39 protein-coding genes are annotated in these 21,731 nt (G+C 41.2%); 38 read left to right on the forward strand and 1 reads right to left on the reverse strand.

The features are described from left to right. Positions 1 to 196 precede the first annotated feature (196 nt). The 33 genes from rpsJ (at position 197) to NE558_RS00300 (ending at position 16,962) form a co-directional block, all read left to right on the forward strand. On the forward strand, positions 197 to 511 hold the full coding sequence (gene rpsJ / locus NE558_RS00140) for a 30S ribosomal protein S10 (protein WP_066047582.1): 315 nt from the start codon (positions 197 to 199) through the stop codon (positions 509 to 511). 177 nt (positions 512 to 688) lie between these two features. After that, a complete protein-coding gene (gene rplC / locus NE558_RS00145) occupies positions 689 to 1,318 on the forward strand; it encodes a 50S ribosomal protein L3 (protein WP_256147910.1) in 630 nt (209 codons plus the stop codon). A 27-nt stretch (positions 1,319 to 1,345) separates the two neighbouring features. Continuing rightward, a complete protein-coding gene (gene rplD / locus NE558_RS00150; protein ID WP_066047585.1) occupies positions 1,346 to 1,966 on the forward strand; it encodes a 50S ribosomal protein L4 in 621 nt (206 codons plus the stop codon). After that, entirely contained in the window at positions 1,966 to 2,265 is a 300-nt protein-coding gene (rplW, locus tag NE558_RS00155) for a 50S ribosomal protein L23 (protein WP_066047586.1), read from the forward strand. Before rplD ends, rplW begins: the two co-directional genes overlap by 1 nt. Positions 2,266 to 2,344: 79 nt before the next feature. Then, positions 2,345 to 3,175, forward strand: a complete 831-nt coding sequence (rplB, locus tag NE558_RS00160) for a 50S ribosomal protein L2 (protein WP_256147911.1) — start codon at positions 2,345 to 2,347, stop codon at positions 3,173 to 3,175. Between the two features lie 64 nt (positions 3,176 to 3,239). Then, complete coding sequence (gene rpsS / locus NE558_RS00165; protein ID WP_066047591.1) at positions 3,240 to 3,524, forward strand: 30S ribosomal protein S19; 285 nt, start codon at positions 3,240 to 3,242, stop codon at positions 3,522 to 3,524. A gap of 28 nt (positions 3,525 to 3,552) precedes the next feature. After that, a complete protein-coding gene (rplV, locus tag NE558_RS00170) occupies positions 3,553 to 3,942 on the forward strand; it encodes a 50S ribosomal protein L22 (protein WP_066047593.1) in 390 nt (129 codons plus the stop codon). An 11-nt stretch (positions 3,943 to 3,953) separates the two neighbouring features. Then, positions 3,954 to 4,613: a 30S ribosomal protein S3 gene (gene rpsC / locus NE558_RS00175; protein ID WP_256147912.1), complete on the forward strand. Its 660-nt coding sequence runs from the start codon at positions 3,954 to 3,956 to the stop codon at positions 4,611 to 4,613. A gap of 2 nt (positions 4,614 to 4,615) precedes the next feature. Beyond that, positions 4,616 to 5,053, forward strand: a complete 438-nt coding sequence (gene rplP, locus NE558_RS00180) for a 50S ribosomal protein L16 (protein ID WP_066047596.1) — start codon at positions 4,616 to 4,618, stop codon at positions 5,051 to 5,053. Further along, entirely contained in the window at positions 5,050 to 5,259 is a 210-nt protein-coding gene (gene rpmC / locus NE558_RS00185; RefSeq protein ID WP_256147913.1) for a 50S ribosomal protein L29, read from the forward strand. The genes rplP and rpmC overlap by 4 nt, the downstream gene beginning before the upstream one ends. A 31-nt stretch (positions 5,260 to 5,290) precedes the next feature. Beyond that, a complete protein-coding gene (gene rpsQ / locus NE558_RS00190) occupies positions 5,291 to 5,548 on the forward strand; it encodes a 30S ribosomal protein S17 (protein WP_066047601.1) in 258 nt (85 codons plus the stop codon). 25 nt (positions 5,549 to 5,573) lie between these two features. Beyond that, on the forward strand, positions 5,574 to 5,942 hold the full coding sequence (rplN, locus tag NE558_RS00195) for a 50S ribosomal protein L14 (RefSeq protein ID WP_066047605.1): 369 nt from the start codon (positions 5,574 to 5,576) through the stop codon (positions 5,940 to 5,942). 13 nt (positions 5,943 to 5,955) lie between these two features. After that, positions 5,956 to 6,267 (forward strand): 50S ribosomal protein L24, encoded by a 312-nt coding sequence (rplX, locus tag NE558_RS00200; protein ID WP_256147914.1) that lies wholly within the window; start codon positions 5,956 to 5,958, stop codon positions 6,265 to 6,267. Positions 6,268 to 6,288: 21 nt separating this feature from the next. Beyond that, positions 6,289 to 6,828, forward strand: coding sequence for a 50S ribosomal protein L5 (gene rplE / locus NE558_RS00205; protein ID WP_256147915.1), 540 nt, complete (start codon positions 6,289 to 6,291; stop codon positions 6,826 to 6,828). A gap of 14 nt (positions 6,829 to 6,842) precedes the next feature. Beyond that, a complete protein-coding gene (locus tag NE558_RS00210; RefSeq protein ID WP_066047615.1) occupies positions 6,843 to 7,028 on the forward strand; it encodes a type Z 30S ribosomal protein S14 in 186 nt (61 codons plus the stop codon). Positions 7,029 to 7,047: 19 nt separating this feature from the next. Next, a complete protein-coding gene (rpsH, locus tag NE558_RS00215; protein ID WP_256147916.1) occupies positions 7,048 to 7,449 on the forward strand; it encodes a 30S ribosomal protein S8 in 402 nt (133 codons plus the stop codon). Positions 7,450 to 7,480: 31 nt separating this feature from the next. Further along, the gene (gene rplF / locus NE558_RS00220) at positions 7,481 to 8,023 is read left to right on the forward strand and encodes a 50S ribosomal protein L6 (RefSeq protein ID WP_066047618.1); all 543 of its coding nucleotides are present in this window, start codon (positions 7,481 to 7,483) and stop codon (positions 8,021 to 8,023) included. Between the two features lie 68 nt (positions 8,024 to 8,091). Beyond that, positions 8,092 to 8,460 (forward strand): 50S ribosomal protein L18, encoded by a 369-nt coding sequence (gene rplR / locus NE558_RS00225; protein ID WP_066047620.1) that lies wholly within the window; start codon positions 8,092 to 8,094, stop codon positions 8,458 to 8,460. 18 nt (positions 8,461 to 8,478) lie between these two features. Beyond that, positions 8,479 to 8,982 carry a 30S ribosomal protein S5 gene (gene rpsE, locus NE558_RS00230; RefSeq protein ID WP_066047622.1) on the forward strand — a complete coding sequence of 168 codons (504 nt, stop codon included), beginning with the start codon at positions 8,479 to 8,481 and terminating at the stop codon, positions 8,980 to 8,982. A gap of 13 nt (positions 8,983 to 8,995) precedes the next feature. Further along, positions 8,996 to 9,175, forward strand: a complete 180-nt coding sequence (gene rpmD, locus NE558_RS00235) for a 50S ribosomal protein L30 (RefSeq protein ID WP_256147917.1) — start codon at positions 8,996 to 8,998, stop codon at positions 9,173 to 9,175. A gap of 17 nt (positions 9,176 to 9,192) precedes the next feature. Beyond that, a complete protein-coding gene (gene rplO / locus NE558_RS00240; protein ID WP_256147918.1) occupies positions 9,193 to 9,633 on the forward strand; it encodes a 50S ribosomal protein L15 in 441 nt (146 codons plus the stop codon). After that, entirely contained in the window at positions 9,633 to 10,898 is a 1,266-nt protein-coding gene (gene secY, locus NE558_RS00245; RefSeq protein ID WP_256147919.1) for a preprotein translocase subunit SecY, read from the forward strand. Before rplO ends, secY begins: the two co-directional genes overlap by 1 nt. Before the next feature lie 86 nt (positions 10,899 to 10,984). Next, on the forward strand, positions 10,985 to 11,623 hold the full coding sequence (locus NE558_RS00250) for an adenylate kinase (protein ID WP_256147920.1): 639 nt from the start codon (positions 10,985 to 10,987) through the stop codon (positions 11,621 to 11,623). Position 11,624: 1 nt separating this feature from the next. Then, positions 11,625 to 12,374 (forward strand): type I methionyl aminopeptidase, encoded by a 750-nt coding sequence (gene map, locus NE558_RS00255; RefSeq protein WP_256147921.1) that lies wholly within the window; start codon positions 11,625 to 11,627, stop codon positions 12,372 to 12,374. Positions 12,375 to 12,402: 28 nt separating this feature from the next. Then, the gene (locus NE558_RS00260) at positions 12,403 to 12,678 is read left to right on the forward strand and encodes a KOW domain-containing RNA-binding protein (RefSeq protein ID WP_256147922.1); all 276 of its coding nucleotides are present in this window, start codon (positions 12,403 to 12,405) and stop codon (positions 12,676 to 12,678) included. Positions 12,679 to 12,691: 13 nt separating this feature from the next. Beyond that, positions 12,692 to 12,910, forward strand: coding sequence for a translation initiation factor IF-1 (gene infA / locus NE558_RS00265; RefSeq protein WP_066047631.1), 219 nt, complete (start codon positions 12,692 to 12,694; stop codon positions 12,908 to 12,910). Positions 12,911 to 12,926: 16 nt separating this feature from the next. Continuing rightward, on the forward strand, positions 12,927 to 13,040 hold the full coding sequence (gene rpmJ / locus NE558_RS00270; protein ID WP_004034721.1) for a 50S ribosomal protein L36: 114 nt from the start codon (positions 12,927 to 12,929) through the stop codon (positions 13,038 to 13,040). 215 nt (positions 13,041 to 13,255) lie between these two features. Beyond that, on the forward strand, positions 13,256 to 13,624 hold the full coding sequence (gene rpsM, locus NE558_RS00275; protein ID WP_066047632.1) for a 30S ribosomal protein S13: 369 nt from the start codon (positions 13,256 to 13,258) through the stop codon (positions 13,622 to 13,624). A gap of 24 nt (positions 13,625 to 13,648) precedes the next feature. Beyond that, entirely contained in the window at positions 13,649 to 14,050 is a 402-nt protein-coding gene (gene rpsK, locus NE558_RS00280) for a 30S ribosomal protein S11 (RefSeq protein ID WP_066047634.1), read from the forward strand. Between the two features lie 20 nt (positions 14,051 to 14,070). Continuing rightward, entirely contained in the window at positions 14,071 to 14,673 is a 603-nt protein-coding gene (gene rpsD, locus NE558_RS00285; RefSeq protein WP_072743737.1) for a 30S ribosomal protein S4, read from the forward strand. Between the two features lie 90 nt (positions 14,674 to 14,763). Then, positions 14,764 to 15,723 (forward strand): DNA-directed RNA polymerase subunit alpha, encoded by a 960-nt coding sequence (locus NE558_RS00290; RefSeq protein WP_256147923.1) that lies wholly within the window; start codon positions 14,764 to 14,766, stop codon positions 15,721 to 15,723. A gap of 106 nt (positions 15,724 to 15,829) precedes the next feature. Next, positions 15,830 to 16,372, forward strand: coding sequence for a bL17 family ribosomal protein (locus NE558_RS00295; RefSeq protein WP_066047640.1), 543 nt, complete (start codon positions 15,830 to 15,832; stop codon positions 16,370 to 16,372). A gap of 188 nt (positions 16,373 to 16,560) precedes the next feature. After that, entirely contained in the window at positions 16,561 to 16,962 is a 402-nt protein-coding gene (locus NE558_RS00300; protein WP_256147924.1) for a hypothetical protein, read from the forward strand. Between the two features lie 166 nt (positions 16,963 to 17,128). On the opposite strand, the gene NE558_RS00305 is transcribed toward NE558_RS00300, so the two are convergent. After that, entirely contained in the window at positions 17,129 to 17,308 is a 180-nt protein-coding gene (locus tag NE558_RS00305) for a hypothetical protein (protein WP_256147925.1), read from the reverse strand. A 364-nt stretch (positions 17,309 to 17,672) separates the two neighbouring features. On the opposite strand from NE558_RS00305, the gene NE558_RS00310 reads away from it, so the two are divergent. The 5 genes from NE558_RS00310 to rplM all read left to right on the forward strand — a co-directional run bounded on the left by NE558_RS00310 (position 17,673) and on the right by rplM (position 21,731). Continuing rightward, complete coding sequence (locus NE558_RS00310; protein ID WP_256147926.1) at positions 17,673 to 18,539, forward strand: energy-coupling factor transporter ATPase; 867 nt, start codon at positions 17,673 to 17,675, stop codon at positions 18,537 to 18,539. Then, positions 18,515 to 19,372, forward strand: coding sequence for an energy-coupling factor transporter ATPase (locus NE558_RS00315; RefSeq protein WP_256147927.1), 858 nt, complete (start codon positions 18,515 to 18,517; stop codon positions 19,370 to 19,372). Before NE558_RS00310 ends, NE558_RS00315 begins: the two co-directional genes overlap by 25 nt. Continuing rightward, positions 19,369 to 20,193 (forward strand): energy-coupling factor transporter transmembrane component T family protein, encoded by an 825-nt coding sequence (locus NE558_RS00320; RefSeq protein ID WP_256147928.1) that lies wholly within the window; start codon positions 19,369 to 19,371, stop codon positions 20,191 to 20,193. The genes NE558_RS00315 and NE558_RS00320 overlap by 4 nt, the downstream gene beginning before the upstream one ends. 144 nt (positions 20,194 to 20,337) lie before the next feature. After that, complete coding sequence (gene truA / locus NE558_RS00325) at positions 20,338 to 21,114, forward strand: tRNA pseudouridine(38-40) synthase TruA (RefSeq protein ID WP_256147929.1); 777 nt, start codon at positions 20,338 to 20,340, stop codon at positions 21,112 to 21,114. 179 nt (positions 21,115 to 21,293) lie between these two features. Then, positions 21,294 to 21,731 carry a 50S ribosomal protein L13 gene (rplM, locus tag NE558_RS00330; protein ID WP_256147930.1) on the forward strand — a complete coding sequence of 146 codons (438 nt, stop codon included), beginning with the start codon at positions 21,294 to 21,296 and terminating at the stop codon, positions 21,729 to 21,731.

Here is a 21,731-nt window from a genome sequence, read left to right on the forward strand (position 1 = left end):
TTTGCGGGTTTTTCTGTGGAGCGATGTCCAGTTCAAGAAACCGGGCGACAAGGTCACTGTACTGAATATTAGGGATTTTCTGCCCTCTTTTGGGGGTAGTTACTCGTGTCTTACGTTGCAGGACACACCCGGATAAGTGTGCAGTCACCACTTGTCGTGCTGAAATCAAAAGTACGAAAAGGAGGGGACTTTTTTTATGGCAAACCCAAAAATCAGAATCAGTCTCAAAGCTTACGATCATAAGTTGATCGACCAGTCTGCGGCGCAGATCATCGAAACAGCGAAGAAAACAGGAGCACAGATCAGTGGCCCGATCCCTCTTCCCACAAAGAAGGAAGTTGTGACCATTATCAGAGCAGTACACAAGTACAAAGACTCCAGAGAGCAGTTCGAGATGAGAACCCACAAGAGATTGATTGATATTCTCAGCCCTACAGCAAAAACAGCAGATGCTTTAAGCCGTCTGGATTTGCCCGCTGGCGTAGATATCACATTAAAAGTAATGAAATAAAATCTGAAGTATGAACGGATTGCAACGAACCGAACGTATTTCCGAAAAGAAAAAATCCAAAACTGGTTTATATAAGAAGTAAATGCGAAATATTGTATCGGCAACAGCTCTTATATGAATCTAGTATGATTTCCCTGAAAGGGGCAATCCGCTGTAGAAAATTAGGAGGTGCAGGAAATGAAGAAGGCTATTATGGCTAAGAAAATCGGTATGACACAGGTTTTCGCTGAAAACGGCACATTAGTACCGGTAACAGTTCTTGAGGCAGGCCCTTGCGTTGTTGTTCAGAAGAAAACAACTGAAAACGACGGCTATGAAGCAATTCAGGTTGGTTTTGTAGATGCAAAAGCAAAACACGTAACAAAGCCTGTTCAGGGTCATTTTGAAAAAGCTGGTGTAACAGCTAAAAAGTATGTAAAGGAATTCCTGATTGAAGATGCAAGCGCATATGAAATCGGCGCAGAAATCAAAGCTGATGTATTCGCAGCAGGCGACAAGGTTGACGCTAGCGGCGTTTCCAAAGGTAAAGGATTCCAGAGTACAATTAAGAGATATAATGCAAGCAGAGGGCCTATGGCTCATGGTTCCAAATCTCACAGAGTTACAGGTTCCATGGGTTCTTCCGCAACACCTAGCCGTGTTAAGAAGAACAAGAGAATGCCAGGTCACATGGGCAGTGAAAATGTAACAATTCAGAACCTTGAAATCGTTCGTGCTGATGCAGAAAAGAACTTAATTTTGATCAAGGGCGCAGTTCCTGGTGCAAAAGGTTCTATTCTGGTTATCAAAAACAGCGTAAAGGCTTGATAAACTTTACGAAAGGAGGAAACTAACATGGCAAATGTTGCAGTATTAAACATGAAGGGCGATCAGGTTGGCACAGTCGAACTGAACGACGCTATTTTCGGTATAGAAGCAAATGAACATGTAATGCATCTGGCAGTTGTTCAGTATCTGGCTAACCAGAGACAGGGCACACAGAGCACAAAGACACGCGCGGAAGTTCGCGGTGGTGGTAGAAAACCTTGGAGACAGAAAGGTACAGGCCGCGCAAGACAGGGCTCCATCCGTTCCCCTCAGTGGGTTGGCGGTGGCGTTGTATTCGCTCCTAAGCCCAGAGATTATTCCTTCAAGCTGAACAAGAAGGTTAAGAGATTGGCACTTCAGTCCGCTCTTTCCGTAAAAGCAGCAGAAGGCAAAATTATCGTAATGGATGAATTGACTTTGGCGGAAGTAAAGACAAAGGAAATGGCTAAGGTACTTGAAAACATCAAATGCGGCAAGGCTTTGATCGTTATGGACGGTACAAACAGCAATGTAATGCTTTCCGCAAGAAACATTCCTGAAGTAAAAACAGCTTCCGTTAATACAATTAACGTATATGATCTTTTGAAGTACAACACATTGGTTGTAACAAAAGATGCGGTAGCGAAAATCGAGGAGGTGTACGCATAATGGCTGATTTGAAATATTATGACGTAATCTTGAAGCCCGTTATCACAGAAAGCAGTATGTCTGTTTTAGATGAAAAGAAATATACTTTCATTGTACACCCTGCAGCAACAAAGGCTCAGGTAAAGGATGCAGTTGAAAAAATGTTCGCAGGCGCAAAGGTTGCAGCCGTTAACACAATGAACTACGACGGCAAGCCCAAAAGAAGAGGTGTGCACTTCGGTTCTACACCTAAGTTTAAAAAAGCAGTTGTTAAGTTGACAGCTGACAGCAAAGACATCGAAATCTTCCAGGGAATGTAATTTCCTAAGATGAGACGCAAAATGCAAAACACACGGAAACGTGTAGAAGATAGAAAGAAACTCGAAAGGAGTGCAGAAGATGGCAATTAAGAGATATAAACCATATACACCATCTAGAAGACACATGACAGTGTCCGCTTTTGATGAAATTACAAAATCAACTCCTGAAAAATCTTTGGTGGTACACCTTAAGAAAAATTCAGGTAGAAATAATCAGGGTAAATTGACAGTACGTCATCACGGCGGTGGCTCCAAAATTAAATACAGATTGGTAGACTTTAAACGTAATAAGGACGGTGTTCCTGCAACAGTTCAGGCGATCGAATATGATCCTAACAGAACAGCAAACATCGCACTCATTGTTTACGCTGATGGTCAGAAATCTTATATTTTGGCTCCCGTAGGCTTAAATGTTGGCGACAAGCTGATGAACGGCCCTGACGCAGAAGTAAAAACCGGCAATGCAATGCCTATGAGCAAAATCCCCGTTGGTGCAAGCATCCATAACATTGAGATGAAGCCCGGCAAAGGCGGTCAGTTGGTTCGTTCCGCTGGTAACGTTGCACAGTTGATGGCAAAGGAAGGCAAGTATGCAACAGTAAAACTTCCCTCCGGCGAAATGAGATTACTGCCTATCGAATGTAGAGCAACTGTTGGTCAGGTTGGTAACTTGGATCACGAACTGATTCACATCGGTAAAGCTGGTAGAAAACGTCACATGGGTATCAGACCTACTGTAAGAGGTTCCGTAATGAACCCTAACGATCACCCTCACGGTGGTGGTGAAGGTAGAGCACCTATCGGTCGTCCATCTCCTATGACACCTTGGGGCAAGCCTGCTATGGGTTACAAAACAAGAAACAAGCACAAAGCTTCCAACAAGTATATTGTTCGCCGCAGAAACGGCTAATAGATCGGATTGTGTAAAGGCGGCCGCCTAAAGCACAAAAACACGAAACAAGGAGGATTAAAACATGAGCAGATCACTCAAAAAGGGACCCTTCGCTGATGATCATCTTTTAAAGAAGATTGATGCTATGAATGCAGCGGGCGAAAAGAACGTAATCAAAACATGGTCTCGTCGTTCTACAATTTTCCCCGATATGATCGGTCATACAATCGCAGTTTACGACGGCAAGAAACATGTGCCTGTATATATTACTGAAGATATGGTAGGTCACAAACTTGGTGAATTTGCACTGACAAGAAGCTACAGAGGTCATGGCAAAGACGCAGAAAAGAAATCAAGAGTTCGCTAATATCTGATAACGAAAGGAGGTTTCGTTCATGGCAAAAGGTCATAGAAGCCAAATTAAGAAGGAAAGAAACATTGCAACACAAGAAAAAAGACCCCATGCTTCTGCAAAGTATGTTGGCATCCCTGCCACAAAAGCGAAGATCGTTTTGGATCAGATCAAAAACAAGGATGTTATTACTGCAGCAGCATTGTTAAATTATTCCCCAAGATATGCTTCCGAAATCATTGCGAAGGTTTTGAAATCCGCAATGGCTAATGCAGAAAACAACTTGGGTATGGACGTAAACAAATTGTATGTGGAAGAGGTAAGTGCTGATCAGGGCCCCACAATGAAGAGAATCCGCCCTAGAGCACAAGGCAGAGCATATCGGATCCTGAAAAGATCCTGCCATATTTCCATCATTCTCAATGAGAGATAAGGAGGTACGAAATGGGACAGAAAGTAAATCCTCATGGATTAAGAGTCGGTATCATCAAAGATTGGGATACCAAATGGTATGCAGAGAAAGAATTCGCTGACTACCTTATAGAAGACGTTAAAATAAGAAAGTTCATCAAATCTAAATTATACGCTTCCGGCGTTTCCAGAATTGCCATCGAAAGAACTGCTGGCAGAGTAAAGGTTACAGTAAGCACAGCAAAACCCGGTATCGTTATTGGTAAGAATGGTCAGGCAATTGAAGAATTGAAGGCTGACATTCAGAAAATGACAACACAGAAGGTTGCTGTAAATATTGACGAAATCAAAAAACCTGAATTGGATGCACAGCTGGTAGCTGAAAATATTGCACTGCAGTTGGAAAACCGTGTGACATTCCGTCGTGCGATGAAACAGTCCATGGGCAGAACAATGAAATTCGGTGCAAAGGGTATTAAAACATCTGTTAGCGGTCGTTTGGGCGGCGCGGATATGGCTCGTACAGAAAGCTATCATGAAGGTACCATTCCTCTTCAGACACTGCGTGCAGACATTGACTACGGTTTTGCAGAAGCTGATACAACCTACGGCAAGTTGGGTGTAAAGGTTTGGATCTACAAAGGTGAGGTACTTCCTGTAAAAGCAGCGAAAAAGGAAGGAGGCGCTAAGTAATTATGTTAATGCCTAAAAGAGTGAAATATCGTAAGCAGCAAAGAGGCTCCATGAAGGGCCGTGCCCATAGAGGCAACAAAGTAACTTACGGTGAATTCGGTATTATGGCTATGGAGCCAAGCTGGATTACAGCAAACCAGATTGAAGCAGCACGTATCGCTATGACAAGATATATCAAGCGTGGCGGTGACGTTTGGATTAAAGTATTCCCCGATAAACCAGTATCCGCGAAGCCTATCGGTACTCGTATGGGTTCCGGTAAAGGCGCTCCTGAATTCTGGGTAGCGGTAGTAAAACCCGGCAGAGTAATGTTTGAAATTGGCGGCGTTGCAGAAGAAACAGCAAGAGAAGCGTTGAGACTGGCTATTCATAAGCTTCCTATCAAATGTAAAATTGTTTCCAAGGCAGAGGCGGCAGAAATGGCAGGTGATCAGCAGTGAAAACAAAAGGTTATGTAAATGAATTGACAGGTAAGACTGCAGATGAATTACAAAGAGACCTTGTTTCTGCTAAAAAAGAATTATTCAACCTGAGATTCCAGAACGCAACGAACCAGTTGGATAATACAGCAAGAATCAAGGAAGTTCGTAAAAGTATTGCAAGAATTCAGACAGTGATTACACAAAAGGCTAGAGCCGCAGAATAATAATCCGGTCTATTGAAAGGAGGAACTCTTTGTGGAAGAAAGAAATCTTCGTAAAACCAGAATTGGTAAAGTAGTCAGCGACAAAATGGACAAGACAATTGTTGTTGCTGTGGAAGATAAAGTAAAACACCCTTTGTACGGTAAAATCGTAAACAGAACTTACAAGCTCAAGGCACATGATGAAAACAACGAATGTGGCATCGGTGACCGCGTAAAGGTTATGGAAACCAGACCTTTGTCTAAGGACAAGAGATGGAGACTTGTAAGTATTATCGAAAAAGCAAAATAATCCTTTTTGGAGAGGAGGCAATCACATGGTTCAACAGGAAACCAGATTAAAAGTAGCAGATAATTCCGGAGCAAAAGAACTCCTTTGTATTAGAGTACTCGGCGGCTCTACAAGAAGATATGCAGGCGTTGGCGATATCATTGTTGCAGCTGTTAAAGACGCAACACCCGGCGGCGTTGTTAAAAAAGGCGATGTTGTAAAGGCTGTTGTGGTTAGAACAGTGCACTCCGTGGGCAGAGCAGACGGAAGCTATATTAAATTTGACGACAATGCAGCGGTTATTATCAAAGATGACAAAAACCCCAAGGGTACACGTATTTTTGGACCCGTTGCCAGAGAGCTGAGAGAGAAACAGTTTATGAAGATTCTTTCTCTGGCACCTGAAGTATTATAAGGAGGTGTGCTAGGTGGCTAACTTGAAATTGAAAAGCGGCGATAAAGTCGTTGTAACAACAGGTAAAGATAAAGGCAAACAAGGCAAGATTCTTGCTGTTGATATTAAGAACAACAGAGTTCTTGTAGAAGGCGTTAACATGATTTCTAAACATACAAAGCCCAATGCTAAAAATCAGCAGGGTGGTATCGTTAAGAAGGAAAGTTATATTCACGTTTCCAACGTAATGTATCTTCATAATGGCAAGGCGACACGTCTTGGTGCTATGATTAAAGACGGCAAAAAAGTAAGAGTAGCAAAAAAGACAGGCGAAGTTATCGACTGATCCTTGGAAAGGAGGTAAACAATGAGCAGATTAAGAGATTTTTATGAAGCAGAAGTAGTTCCTGAAATGATTAAGAAATTTTCATATACAAACAAGATGGCAGTGCCCAAGCTGGAAAAAATCATTATCAACATGGGCGTTGGCGAAGCAAAGGAAAATGCGAAAATTTTAGATGGTGCAGTAAAGGATATGACTATCATTACTGGACAGAAGCCTGTCGTAACTAAGGCGAAAAAATCCATCGCAGCTTTCAAGCTTCGTGAAGGTATGAACATTGGCTGTAAGACTACACTCAGAGGCGGCAGAATGTACGAGTTCGCTGACAGATTGATCAACATTGCCCTTCCTCGTGTACGTGACTTCCGTGGTGTAAAGGCGAATAGCTTTGACGGCAGAGGTAACTATACAATGGGTGTCAAAGAACAGCTGATTTTCCCTGAAATCGAATATGATAAAGTTGACAAAATCAGAGGTATGGATATCGTATTTGTTACAACAGCAAAGACTGATGAAGAAGCAAGAGAATTGCTTAGATTATTTGGTATGCCATTCGCAAAATAAAGGGAGGGACAAAAATGGCTAAAAGATCTATGATCGTGAAGCAGCAGAGAACTCCTAAGTTCTCCACTAGAGCTTACACACGTTGCAGAGTATGTGGCAGACCCCACTCTGTGCTTAGAAAATATGGAATTTGCCGTATTTGCTTCCGTGAATTGGCGTACAAGGGCCAGATTCCCGGCGTAAAGAAAGCAAGCTGGTAAAAGAAAGGAGGAATTCATAATGTCAATGAGCGACCCTATCGCAGATATGCTGACAAGAATCAGAAACGGTAACACAGCAAAGCACGATACAGTAGATGTTCCTTCTTCCAAAATGAAGAAAGCAATTGCTGATATTTTGACAACAGAAGGTTATGTAAAGGGCTATGAAGTAATTGAGGATGGTGTAAAATCCACAATTCGCGTTAGCTTGAAATATGGCGCAGACAAAAACCAAAAAGTAATCACAGGTTTGAAAAGAATTTCCAAACCAGGTCTTAGAGTTTTTGCAAACAAAGAAGAACTGCCTAAGGTTTTGGGTGGATTGGGTATTGCAATCATTTCCACAAGCCGCGGCTTGATGACAGATAAAGAAGCAAGAAAAGTTGGCGTAGGCGGCGAAGTTATTGCTTTTATCTGGTAATAATTGTTAAAGAAAATAGGAGGTGCAGACCATGTCAAGAATCGGTAAACTCCCTGTTGCAGTGCCTGCCGGCGTTGATGTTAAAATCGGCGAAGGTAACCTGCTCACAGTGAAGGGCCCCATGGGTACTCTGGAAAGAAAATTATCCGCTGACATGCATATCGCAATGGAAGAAGGTCAGATCGTAGTTACTAGACCTAGTGATCTGAAAAAGCATAAAGCTTTACACGGTTTAACAAGAACATTGATTTTCAATATGGTTGTTGGTGTAACACAGGGCTATGCAAAGGTTTTGGAAATCAACGGTGTTGGTTACAGAGCAGCTAAGTCCGGCAAGAAGTTGACACTTACTTTGGGCTATTCTCATCCCGTTGAGATGGAAGATCCCGCAGGTATTGAAACAATCCTTGAAGGTACAAACAAAATTACTGTTAAGGGTATTGATAAAGAAAAAGTTGGACAGTTTGCAGCTGAAATCAGAACAAAACGTCCCCCTGAACCTTACAAAGGCAAAGGTATTAAATACGCTGACGAGAAAATTAGACGTAAAGTTGGTAAGACCGGTAAGAAATAATCAACGCCTGACGGCTTGAGCTATTTATATCGGAAAATGACTAATTTTTAGAAACGGAGTGAAATACTATGATTAGAAAGCCATCTCGTGCGGCGGCTCGTGTGAAAAGACACTATAGAATCCGCAATCATGTGAATGGAACTGCACAAAGACCTAGATTGGCAGTGTTCAGATCCAATAAGCATATGTATGCACAGATCATCGATGATGTTACACATCACACATTGGTTGCAGCTTCCACAATGGAATCTGAAATTGCAAGCAAAGTTGAATTTACTTCCACTGTTGCTGCAGCAGCTGTTGTTGGTGAAGTACTGGCAAAGAGAGCAGTTGAAAAAGGCATTACAGAAGTTGTTTTCGACAGAGGCGGTTTCATTTACCATGGTAAAGTGAAAGCTTTGGCGGATGCAGCAAGAGAAGCCGGATTAAATTTCTAAGGCAAGGAGGAAAGCAAGTTGAAGAGAATCGATCCAAGCACTTTAGATCTGAAAGATAAAGTAGTAACTATCAACCGTGTAACAAAGGTTGTTAAGGGTGGTCGTACATTCAGATTCGCAGCTCTGGTTGTAGTTGGCGATGGCAATGGCCACATTGGTTGCGGCATGGGCAAAGCGGCTGAAATTCCCGATGCCATCCGTAAAGGCAAAGAGGATGCAATCAAAAACATCATCAAAGTTGAAAGAAACGATGTAGACAGCATCTATCATGATGTACAGGGTGTATTCGGCAGTGCTAGCGTATTATTGATGCCAGCTGCTGAAGGTACTGGCGTTATCGCCGGTGGTCCCGCTCGTGCGGTACTGGAATTGGCAGGCGTACGTAACATCAGAACAAAATCCTTGGGTTCCAACAATAAGCGCAACGTTGTAAGTGCAACAATTGAAGGTTTGTCCAGAGCGACAACACCTGAAGCAGTTGCTAAGCTTCGTGGCATTACTGTAGAAGAACTCTTAGGTTAAGGAGGAATTGACAGTGGCTGAAATTAAAATCACATTAGTGAAATCTACAATCGGAGCAGTTCCGAAACATAAAAAAACAGTGCAGGCTTTGGGACTGAGAAAGACTAACAGCAGTGTCATTCAGCAGGACAATGCGGCTATCAGAGGAATGATCCATCAGATAAGCCACCTTGTAAAAGTTGAAGAAATTTGATTTGAGGAGGTGCAAAAATGAACTTATGCGATTTGAGACCTGCAGAAGGCTCCAAGGAAAGTGCATGGAGACGCGGCAGAGGTCATGCAACAGGTAACGGTAAAACAGCAGGCAGAGGCCATAAAGGCCAGGGTCAGCGTTCCGGTGCCGGCGGTAAGTGCGGTTTTGAAGGCGGCCAGATGCCTTTATACAGAAGACTTCCCAAAAGAGGCTTCACATGCAGAAACAGTAAAGAAATCATTTCCATCAACGTTAACATGTTAAACGTTTTTGAAAACGATGCAGTAGTAGATATCGATGCTTTAAAAGCTGTTGGCTTAGTTAGCAATCCCAGAGATGGCGTTAAGATTCTCGGAGAGGGTGAGCTTGAAAGAAAACTTACAATCAAAGTAAATCAGTTTAGCAAAACTGCGCTTGAAAAGATTGAAGCAGCCGGCGGAAAAGCAGAGGTGATTTAATGTTTAAGATTTTCGTTAATTCCTGGAGAACGAAAGAAATTCGAAACAAAATATTGTACACTCTGATGATTTTTGCAATCGTTAGATTAGGTACATTAATCGCTTTACCCGGTATTGACGCGGCAAGTGTAATCGCAGCAAGGGGAGCGACTGGTGTTGGTACACTGTATAGTGTAATCGCCGGTGGCGCAAACTCAAGTTGGTCCCTTTTTGCTATGGGTATCGGCCCATATATTAATGCATCGATCATCATGCAGTTGCTGACGATTGCCATTCCGAAGTTTGAACAGCTTTCAAAAGAAGGCCCGGAAGGGCGTAAAAAGTTACAGTCTTACAGCAGATATCTGACAGTTGTGTTGGCGCTGATCCAGGGTGCAGGTCTCACATATACTTATCAGAATATGTTCTTGACCAACAGTACGCTGATTTATGCAGCATCTGTAATTTGTTTGGTTACCGGTTCTGCATTTGTAATGTGGCTGGCTGAGCAGATAACTGCAAAGGGCATTGGAAACGGTTCTTCCATGATTATTTTTATCAATATCGTTTCTAACTTGCCTCAAGGTATTGCAAGTATGTATTATACAATTTCTGGTTCCGGCGTAGCCGGTGTTGCAAAGGTTGCAGCGATTTTGATTATTTTGCTGGTTGTATTGGCATTTATTGTATGTGTAAATACTGGTGAAAGAAGACTGCCTGTGCAGTATTCTTCCAAAATGGCAGGACACAAGCAAATGGGTGGAAGCAGCACAACAATGCCTATTAAGGTAAATACTGCAGGTGTTATTTCAATTATCTTTGCGATTTCCCTGTTGCAGTTCCCACAGCAAATCGGCAACTTTATCCCCAATAAAGGTGCAACATTTACAAAGATTACAGAAATTCTTAATATGACACATCCCATTGGTGCGTGTCTGTATATTGCGCTTATTTTATTCTTCACCTATTTCTATACTTCTATTGTGATTAACCCCAACGAAATCGCAATGAATATGAAGAAGAATGGTGGATTTATCCCTGGTATTAGACCGGGTCAACCCACAAGCACATATATCACAAAGGTTGTAAACAGAATTACTTTGGTTGGCGCCATTTGCTACTCAATTTTGGCTATGGTACCTGTTGTGCTTCAATGGATATTTAAAATTAACGTAGGCTTTGGCGGTACAACATTAATCATTGTGGTTGGTGTTGCACTGGATATTGTAAAGTCTTTGGAAAGCCAATTGCTCATGCGCCATTATAAAGGTTTTTTGAGTGAATAATCTTGACCTGCTGGGAAATGCTTAGGCATTTCCCGGGGTTGAATGGGGAGTTCAAAAAGAGAAGGGCTATCTAAAGAAAAGAGGTAATGATTGTTATGAAATTGGTTCTCATTGGTGCACCCGCTGCAGGTAAAGGTACACAGGCTGCACGTTTGGTAAAGCATTATGGTATCGCTCATATTTCAACGGGTGACATGCTAAGAGAAGAAGTTGCAAAGGGTACAGAGCTGGGTATTCAGGCGAAGAGCATTATGGCGTCTGGCGGCTTAGTTTCTGACGAATTAATCATTGCTATTGTAAAAGAGAGAATTCAGAAGGATGACTGCAAAAACGGTTTTATTTTGGATGGTTTCCCTCGTACTGTCATTCAGGCGGAAAAGCTTGAAGAAATGGTAGCTCTGGATAAAGTTGTTTATATTAATGCGCCTGACGAGATTATGCTTGCCAGATTAACTGCAAGAGAAACTTGTCCTAAGTGCGGTGCGACTTTTAATAAATTATTCTTGCCTGCGAAGGTTGCTGGTGTTTGCGATGTGTGCGGTGAAACACTGACCCAGCGCAAAGATGATACAACAGAGGCAGGACTTGCAAGAATTAAAACATTCCACGAACAAAGTGAGCCTTTGGTTGCATTTTATGAAAAAGAAAACATATTAATCGAAGTGGACGGTACAATGCCCATTGACGAAATCACCAAGGCAATCATAGAAGGTCTGGAGAGATAACATGGTAATCACGATTAAAACAGAAAATCAAATTGCGAAAATGCGTAGAGCTGGGCAGCTTCTGGCAAAAACAGAAGAACTCATTGCAAAGGCTATTGCACCCGGTGTAACAACGGCATATCTTGATCAGCTAGCTGAGGATTATATTCGCAGTCAAGGTGGTATTCCCTCCTTTAAAGGCTATGGCGGATTTCCCGCAACACTTTGCACCTCAATCAATGAGGAGGTTGTGCACGGGATACCCGGAAAGCGAATTTTAAAAGAAGGAGATATCCTTAGTGTTGACATGGGATGTATCTTAGAAGGCTATCATGGTGATATGGCCAGAACTTATGCAGTAGGTGAAATTTCAGCTGAAGCAAAAAAATTAATTGAAGTGACCAAACAAAGCTTTTTTGAAGGCATAAAATTTGCAAAAGAAGGCAATCATCTCAATGATATAGGTTCTGCTATCCAGAAATACGTAGAAAAAAATGGATTTTCCGTTGTTCGTGCTTATGTTGGCCATGGTATTGGCAAGGAACTGCATGAGGCGCCGGAGATTCCCAACTTCAGAACATTATCCAAAGGAGCTCAGTTGAAAAAGGGTATGACCCTTGCTATTGAACCTATGGTAAATGTGGGTGATTACAATGTTCACTTGTTGAAAGACGGTTGGACTACGGTTACCAAAGATGGGAAAAACGCAGCGCATTATGAAAATACTATATTGATTACTGACGGTGCCCCCGAGATTCTCACGTTACCCTAATAGATAAGAAAGAATAGAGGTGATTGCGTTGGAATATCAAATCGGGCAAATCGTTTTTTCTAAAGACGGACACGACAAGGGTGAGGCAATGATGGTTCTTTCCGTTGAAGGCAGGTATTTATATTTGGCCAACGGAAAAACGCGTAAGGTTGAGAAGCCCAAGCGCAAGAAAATGATTCATGTACAGCCTACCAATTTTGTGGACGCAGTTATGGCCGAAAAAGTAATTCAAAATGCTTACATTTTGGATGCAGATATTCGTAAGGCTATAAAAATGTATCAAGTAAAAGCAGCAGACTGTTAAGGAGGTTCTTGGCTTGTCAAAAGATGACGTAATTGAAGTAGAAGGAACCATACTGGAGAAATTACCCAATGCCATGTTTCAGGTAGAGCTGGAAAACGGCCATCAGATCCTGGCACACATTTCCGGGAAATTGCGTATGAACTTCATCCGTATTTTGCCGGGCGACAAAGTATTAGTTGAAATGTCTCCCTACGATCTGTCTAAGGGCAGAATTATTTGGAGAGCGAAATAAGGAAGGAGCGATCACAATGAAGGTAAGACCATCTGTAAAACCTATGTGTGAAAAATGCAGAATTATTAAGAGAAAAGGTCGTGTAATGGTCATTTGTGAAAATCCAAAGCATAAACAGAAACAAGGCTGATATATATTTTATGACTTATCCGAAGGGAATACCTTTTAGAGTCGTTTGATAAATCCGTCAATGTACCGGGAGGAGCATACAGTTAATAGCAGAGGCAGCGTACAGGCTGACGGCTGTTCGCTCTGTTTGTAATGCCCAATGGGTATAAATTATTTATGCGAAAATTTTTGAAGATGAAATAACTGAGTGAAAATTATAGGAGGTGCAAGATATACATGGCACGTATTGCTGGTGTAGACTTACCAAGAGAAAAGCGCGTTGAAGTTGGTCTGACTTATGTTTATGGCATCGGTCACCCTAGTGCAGTTCGTATTTTGAACGAAGCTGGTGTAGATCTTAATACTAGAGTAAGAGACTTAACTGATGATGAAGTGGCTAAAATTCGTGAAGTCATTGATAAATCCCAAAAGGTTGAAGGTGACTTGAGAAGAGAAATCGCTTTGAACATCAAACGTCTGATTGAAATCGGCTGTTACAGAGGCATCCGCCACAGAAAAGGCTTGCCTGTAAGAGGACAGAAAACAAAGACAAACGCAAGAACAAGAAAAGGTCCTAGAAAGACCGTTGCGAATAAGAAGAAATAATTGATTTCAAAGGAGGTTTGAATAATGGCTAAGAAAACTGTGAAAAAGACAACAACTCGCAGACGCCGTGATAAAAGAAAAGTAGAACGTGGCCAGGCTCACATTCAGTCTACTTTTAATAATACAATCGTTACAATCACTGATGCTATTGGCAATGCGCTTTCTTGGGCAAGTGCTGGTCAGCTGGGCTTTAGAGGATCCAAAAAATCCACACCTTATGCAGCACAGATGGCTGCAGATACAGCTGCAAAGGCTGCTTCTGACTACGGTCTGAAGACCATTGAAGTTTTTGTAAAGGGCCCCGGTTCAGGTCGTGAAGCTGCAATCCGTGCATTGCAGGCTGCAGGTTTGGATGTTACAATGATTAGAGACGTAACACCCGTTCCTCACAACGGCTGTAGACCACCTAAGCGCAGAAGAGTATAATCATCAGGAGGTGTAGATAAATGGCAAGAGATAGAGTACCCGTACTGAAGAGATGTAGATCCTTGAACTTGGATCCCATCTACCTTGGTATTGATAAAAAATCCAAAAAGCAAAACTTAAAAGCAAATAGAAAAATGAGCGAATACGGCCTTCAGATGAGAGAAAAGCAGAAAGCTAAATTCATCTACGGCGTTTTAGAAAAACAGTTCAGAGGCTACTATGCTCAGGCTGAAAAAATTGCGAAAAAAGAAGGTATTCCTGGTGAAAACCTGCTTATGCTGCTTGAAATGAGACTGGATAACGTAATGTTCCGTCTTGGCTACGGCAGAACAAGAAAAGAAGCAAGACAGATTGTTCGTCATAAACACGTAACCGTTAACGGTAAGCCTGTTGATATCCCTTCCTATCAGGTAAAGGTTGGCGACACAATTGAAGTAAAAGAAAAATATAAATCCATTCAGAGATACAAAGACGTTTTGGCTTCTACTGATGGCAAAATCGTTCCTGAGTGGCTGACCGCAAACCATGATGCGTTAAGCGGCACAGTTGTAGCAAAACCTACAAGAGCACAGATTGACATTCCTGTTGAAGAAACATTTATTGTCGAGCTGTACTCCAAATAATCTGAAACGGTTGTGCAAAAAAGTCAATCAAAAAGCTGTGGGGCAAAATGTCCCGCAGCACCTTAATATAAAAAAGGGAGGTTTGAATGAGTGTTTGAATTTGAGAAACCTCGTATTGAGATTGCTGAGATGGCACCGGACGGAACTTATGGCAAGTTCGTGGTAGAGCCTTTGGAAAGAGGCTATGGCACAACATTAGGAAATTCCCTGAGAAGAATTTTATTATCTTCTCTTCCTGGGGCAGCTGTCAGCAATGTAAAAATTGATGGCGTGCTTCATGAATTTAGCGTAATTCCTGGGGTAAAGGAAGATGTAACAGAAATCATCCTGAACTTAAAGGGACTTGCAATTAAAAACACCAGCGAAGGAAACGAACCCAAGATTGCCTATATTGACGTTGAGGGTGAGGGGGAAGTAAAAGGTTCTGATATTAAAACAGACAGTGATATTGAGGTTTTAAATCCTGATCATCACATTGCAACACTTTCCGGCGGCGCTGGCAGCAAGCTTTATATGGAGATTACCATCAACAAAGGACGCGGTTATATTGGTGCGGACAAAAACAAAAAGGACGACCAACCTATCGGCATGCTCCCTGTTGACAGTATTTTCACCCCCGTTACCAGAGTAAATTTCCTTGTGGAAAATACTCGTGTTGGTCAAATTACCGACTATGACAAATTGTCATTGGAAGTATGGACCAACGGTACTATTGCACCCGATGATGCAGTCAGCTACGGTGCAAAAATTTTAAATGAGCATCTGAACCTGTTTATTGATCTTTCTGATAACGCAAAGGATGCTTCTATTATGGTTGAGAAAGAGGAAGGTAAGAAAGAAAAGGTTCTTGAAATGAGTATTGAAGAGCTGGATCTTTCTGTTCGTTCTTACAACTGCTTGAAGAGAGCAGGTATCAACACAGTGGAAGACCTTGCCAATAAGACAGAAGAAGAAATGATGAAGGTTAGAAATTTGGGACGCAAGTCCTTGGAAGAAGTTTTAAACAAAATGGCAGAGCTTGGCTTGGCATTAAGACCCAGCGACGAATAAGTTCTGCCCGTTACTATTATTACCGTAAGATTACGCCACCACATAAGCCCGAGGAGCAGTGGCGGCGGGCACTATCTTACGGGGATCAACTAGGAGGATACAAACCATGCATGCATCCGGTTATAGAAAACTTGGTAAAACAACACCTCAGAGAAAGGCTTTGTTAAGAAACCAAGTAACAAATTTGCTGTACCACGGCAAAATTAAAACAACAGAAACAAGAGCGAAAGAAGTAAGAAGAATTGCTGAAAAGCTCATCACAATTGCTGTGAAAGAAAAAGACAACTTCGATGAAGTTGAAGTAACAGCAAAAGTTGCAAAAAAAGACGCAAGCGGCAAGCGTGTTAAAGAAGTTGTAAACGGCAAGAAAGTAACTGTTTACAATGAAGAAAAGAAAACAGTAAAGAAGGATAAACCTTCTAGACTTGCAGCAAGACGTCAACTGTTGGCTTATCTTTACCCTGTAACTGAAGTTCCTGCTGATGGCAAGAAAGTTAGAACAATGAGTAAAGAAGTTGACATGGCAGCGAAATTGTTTGATGAAATCGCTCCTAAGTATGTTGACCGTAACGGTGGTTATACTAGAATCGTTAAGCTGGGCGCAAGAAAAGGCGACGGCGCGATGGAAGTATTCATTGAATTGGTTTAATAGATAAATGAAAGCGGTTCTCCATTTGGGGAGCCGCTTTTTGCATGCGTTCTTATCAAAACATTTAATTAGATGTGACCTCTATTTGTAAAAATATAACAAATAATATATATGTAATTATGCCAATAATGAAATTAAAAGGAAGCAATGGTTCGTCTGAACTGTTGGAGACGCCTACGAGGAAAAGATTGGCATATAATATTTGCATGGAGGTTGAATATGAAAAAAAGCAAATATTTATTGCAATTTCAATTCTCCTTTTTCTTTGGTATCTGAAGCTACCAGAAGGGGTAGGGATGACCAACCGGTTTATCGGTACTTATACTTGTGAAACAGACTCACAATGCTATTTTACTGTATATAAAAATGGAGACTTTTATTATTATAATCAAGCTATTTTTTATTATAAGGGTTTTTTTAAAGAATCTGCAAAAGACACCTACACGTTGTCGGGAAAGAAAATTACGCCCCAAAGCATTACCAGCAAAGAACGTTCCTTTCAATTTTTAGATGGAGAAACAGAATTGAGCTTTAAGAAAATATATGAAATTCCTATGATTACAGCAACAGTCAAAAAACTAGCTGGATAACCTTGAAATAATTCTAAGTCACTTTAGATATAGAAACAAGGTTACTTCAGTAAGAGGCAGGAATAATTAGATTGACTTTTCATTAAAATAAAGATTGTAAGATATGAAAAAGCCACACACAAAGATTTGTATGTGACTTTTTATATTAAGAAAGGGATTTCTAATTTTAGTGAAGAACCGATGTTAAAGTAGTATCGTTACTAAGGGTCTGCTCTGCATGAATTGTGGCAGCCTCTTTCTTTTCTTGGTTATTTTGGATTGCTACTGTCAGAGACATAAATGTAACGAAGGATAGGGAAAAAGCTAAAATGGATGCACCTGCAAGTTTCAATAATTGTTTTTTCATAAATGTCTCTCCTTTCAAAAAGAAACTTTGTTTTTATTATTGTAGCATAAAGGGGGCTCACGTAGGTTACAGTGGGTTTACGATGTTGTTACAGTCACCTTTCTCCTATGTTACCAACAGATTACAGCACTTGATTTCTATGATCTAATCATAACACAGAAAGTAGAAGATACCCTTAAGGCAGATTTACGATGTGTTTACGAAAAATTGAAGATTTTATTAAGGGATTAAGCTGTACTTTTTGTATAGCAAAGCCCTGTTTTTCTTGACTTTTTTGTGGAAAAAACGTATCCTATTCATAGCTGTGAGCATTATTTGTCATAGACTTAAGAGGATGAAAATCCTTTATAGAAAAGGTGAAATTATGAAAATGGTGAAGGCCGAAGGTTTGACGTATGAGTATACCAAAATGCTTGAAACAGACCACGGCACTGAGGAAGAAAAAGTTACTGCTTTGAAAGCAGTTGATTTAGAGATTGATAAAGGGGAATTTGTCGTTGTTTTAGGTCATAATGGCTCCGGAAAATCTACCTTTGCAAAGCACATTAATGCATTGCTGGAGCCCACAGCAGGTACGTTATGGGTGAAAGGTATGGATACGAAAAATGGAGAATTGATCTGGGAAATTCGTCAATCCGCAGGCATGGTTTTCCAAAATCCAGATAACCAATTGGTAGCTACGGTTGTAGAAGAGGATATAGCTTTTGGCCCTGAGAATATGGGCATAGCCCCAGAGGAAATTCGTCATCGGGTGGATGAGGCTTTGGCTACGGTTCATATGGAAAAGTATGCAAAGCATACGCCATCAAAGCTTTCCGGCGGTCAGAAACAGCGTATTGCCATTGCAGGTGTGCTTGCTATGAAGCCCGATTGCATTGTTTTAGATGAGCCTACAGCCATGCTGGACCCTGTGGGACGCAAAGAGGTATTAGAGACCATTGAACGCTTAAATAAAGACGAAGGCATTACCATTATTCTGATTACCCATTATATGGACGAAGCAGTCCGCGGGGATCGGGTTTATGTGATTGATGATGGCGAGGTAGTGATGGAGGGAAAGCCCAAAGAGATTTTTTCTCAGGTTGAGCGGTTACAGCAGTATGGCTTGGATGTACCGCAGGTGACAGAGGTTGCCCATCTTTTACGCAAAGAAGGCGTTGACATACCCGCAGATATTTTAACAGTCGAGGAAATGGTAGGTGCACTATGTCAATTAAAATTAACCACTTAACATATATTTATAATCCTGAAACCGCTTTTGAGAAAAAAGCGCTGGATGATGTTTCTCTGGAAATTAAAAAAGGAGAATTTGTTGGTCTTATTGGGCATACAGGCTCGGGCAAATCAACCTTAATACAACATTTGAATGGTATTATCACCCCAAGTAAGGGTGAAATTTTATTAGACGGTGAAAATATTCATAGGGATAAAGCAAAATTAAAAGAGGTACGCAGGCGCATTGGTTTGGCATTTCAATACCCGGAGTATCAACTTTTTGAAATGACAGTTTATAAAGATGTTGCTTTTGGCCCTACCAACATGCAACTATCTAAGGAAGAGATTCATGCAAATGTGGTTGCAGCATTGGAAACTGTAGGGATTGCCCCTGAGCTATATGAAAAATCCCCCTTTGAACTATCCGGCGGGCAGAAACGTCGTGTAGCCATTGCTGGGGTTTTAGCCATGAATCCTGAGGTATTAATATTGGACGAGCCTACAGCAGGTTTAGACCCTAAGGGGCGAGACGAAATACTACAGGCGATCAAGCATCTTCATGAAGAGCGAGGGATAACCGTAATTTTGGTGAGCCATAGCATGGAGGATGTTGCGAAATTGGTTGACCGTATTATCGTAATGCACGAAGGCAAAGCAGCTATGGAAGGCACGCCCAAAGAGGTTTTTTGTCATGTTAAGGAGCTGGAAGCTATGGGCTTGGCAGCACCTCAGGTGAGCTATGTCTTTGCGGCACTAAAAGAAAGGGGCTTTGATGTTCCCTTGGATATTTTCACGGTGGAAGATGCCAAAAAAGTATTGATGGATTTAGTAAGGCAGGTGAGGGTATGATTCGGGATATTACCATAGGACAGTTTTATCCGGTGGATTCACCCATCCATCGGTTGGATGCTAGAGTTAAACTCAGCTTGACCTTTCTGTATATTATTACATTGTTTATGATTAATAGTTTTGTTGGATATTTATTTGTAATTTTGATTTTAGGGGCAGTGATTCAGTTGTCCAAGGTGCCTTTAAAGTTTATGCTAAAGGGCATTAAAGGCATCATGATTATTATTCTGTTTACAGCTTTTATCAATCTTTTTATGACAAAGGGAGAACATGTACTTTGGCAATGGGGATTTTTAAGTTTGACAATGGAAGGAATTATGCTGGCTGCAAAAATGTGCATTCGTTTGGTACTTTTGATTGTAGGATCCTCTGTGCTGACTTTGACAACTACGCCCATTCAATTAACCGATGGTATTGAATTCATGCTTCGTCCTTTTAAAAAAATTGGGGTGCCTGCCCATGAAATTGCAATGATGATGACAATTGCTCTGCGCTTTATTCCAACCTTGCTGGACGAGACGGATAAAATTATGAAGGCTCAGCAGGCAAGAGGTGCAGATTTTGATTCAGGTAACTTGATGCAAAAAGCAAAAAGCTTGATTCCTATCCTTGTTCCCCTTTTTATTTCTGCTTTTCGCCGTGCAGAAGAGCTGGCAATGGCTATGGAGGCAAGGTGCTATCATGGAGATGAAAATAGAACCCGCATGAACCGTATGCAAATGCAAAAAAGAGACTACAACGCATTTGCCATAGGGGTACTTTATCTTGTGGCGGTTCTTGGCATTAGATATGCAACAAAAATATTTGGATTCTTGATTTAAGCTTTCTGTTATTTTGGGAATAACACTCCCAATTTAGGAGAATAAATCCTTAGGCTAGAAAGAATTTTCAAAAAAATAAGACTTTATAAAACTATGTTAAGGGAGAGAATGCAACTCCCTTTTCTATCTGTCAGGAGGCATTTTGTGAAGCGTATACTATTGACCATTGCCTACGATGGAACCAACTATAGCGGATGGCAAAAGCAATTGTCGCCGGAGGTCATTACTGTTGAGGGGGAATTGGAAAAGGCGCTAAGAAGTCTGTTTCGTTCCCCAAATTTAACCTGTATCGGAGCAAGCAGAACCGACAGAGGGGTACATGCATTGGGGCAAAGGGCAACAATTGATGTAGAAACAACCATACCTGTCGAAAAAATTCCCCTTGCCATACGTCCTTTGCTTCCGCTGGATATTGTGGTGGTAAAGGCAGAGGAGGTTTCTGCTGATTTTCATCCAAGGTATGATTGTATCAAAAAAACTTATGAATATCGTATTTGGAATGGCCCCATGCGAAATCCTAAGGAGCGGCTCTATTCAACATTTGTATATAGTCCCCTAGATTTGGAAAAAATGAATAAAGCGGCTAGCAACTTTATTGGTACCTACGATTTTGCTGCGTTTTGTGCAGCGGGAAGCACTGTTTCATCAACGGTGAGAAGCATTTTTGATTGTTTTGTAAAAAGTGAAGGTAACGTGATTTCAATTTATGTGACCGGTGACGGCTTTTTGTATAATATGGTGCGGATTATGGCAGGAACTTTAATTTCTGTTGGGCAGGGAAAAATCTCCCCTGATGAGATTTTAGAAATCATACAAAGTGAGAACCGGGAAAGGGCTGGGATAACGGCGGAGCCACAAGGCTTGACTTTACAGGAAATTTATTATGATTTGCATGGAAAAGCTGTTGACAGCGAAGGCTGAATGTACTATAATTAAAAAGCTGTATTTTGATTTTAGAGCCTTTTGGCTTTAAATATATATGTTTCTCAAGGTGGGATCCAATAAGTTATGTGAAGCACATAATGGAGATTGACCGTTTTGTTCCCGCAAAACGGCAAAGTCAACGGATCAAACAAAATATGAATAGGGAGGTAGAAACCATGAGAACAACTTACATTGCGAAGGAATCTGATGTAGTAAAAAAGTGGTATTTGATTGATGCTGCTGATATGACTTTAGGTCGTATTTCTACAGAGATCGCAAACATTTTAAGAGGCAAGAATAAACCACAGTATGCACCAAACGTTGATATGGGTGACTATGTTATCGTTATCAATGCTGAGAAGGTTGCTGTAACAGGCAAGAAATTGGAGCAGAAGGTATATCATCATCACTCCGGTTACACAGGTGGTTTGAAAACAACTAGACTGGATAAGATGCTGGATACACACCCTGAAAGAGTTATTGAACATGCTGTAAAAGGTATGCTTCCTAAAAATGCTCTGGGAAGAAAGATGTTTGGCAAATTGCATGTATATGCAGGTGCAGAGCATCCCCATGCAGCACAGAAACCCGAAAATTTGGAAATTAAATTTTAA

Source organism: Anaerotignum propionicum (assembly GCF_024461735.1).
In the GTDB taxonomy this organism is placed as follows: Bacteria; Bacillota; Clostridia; order Lachnospirales; family Anaerotignaceae; genus Chakrabartyella.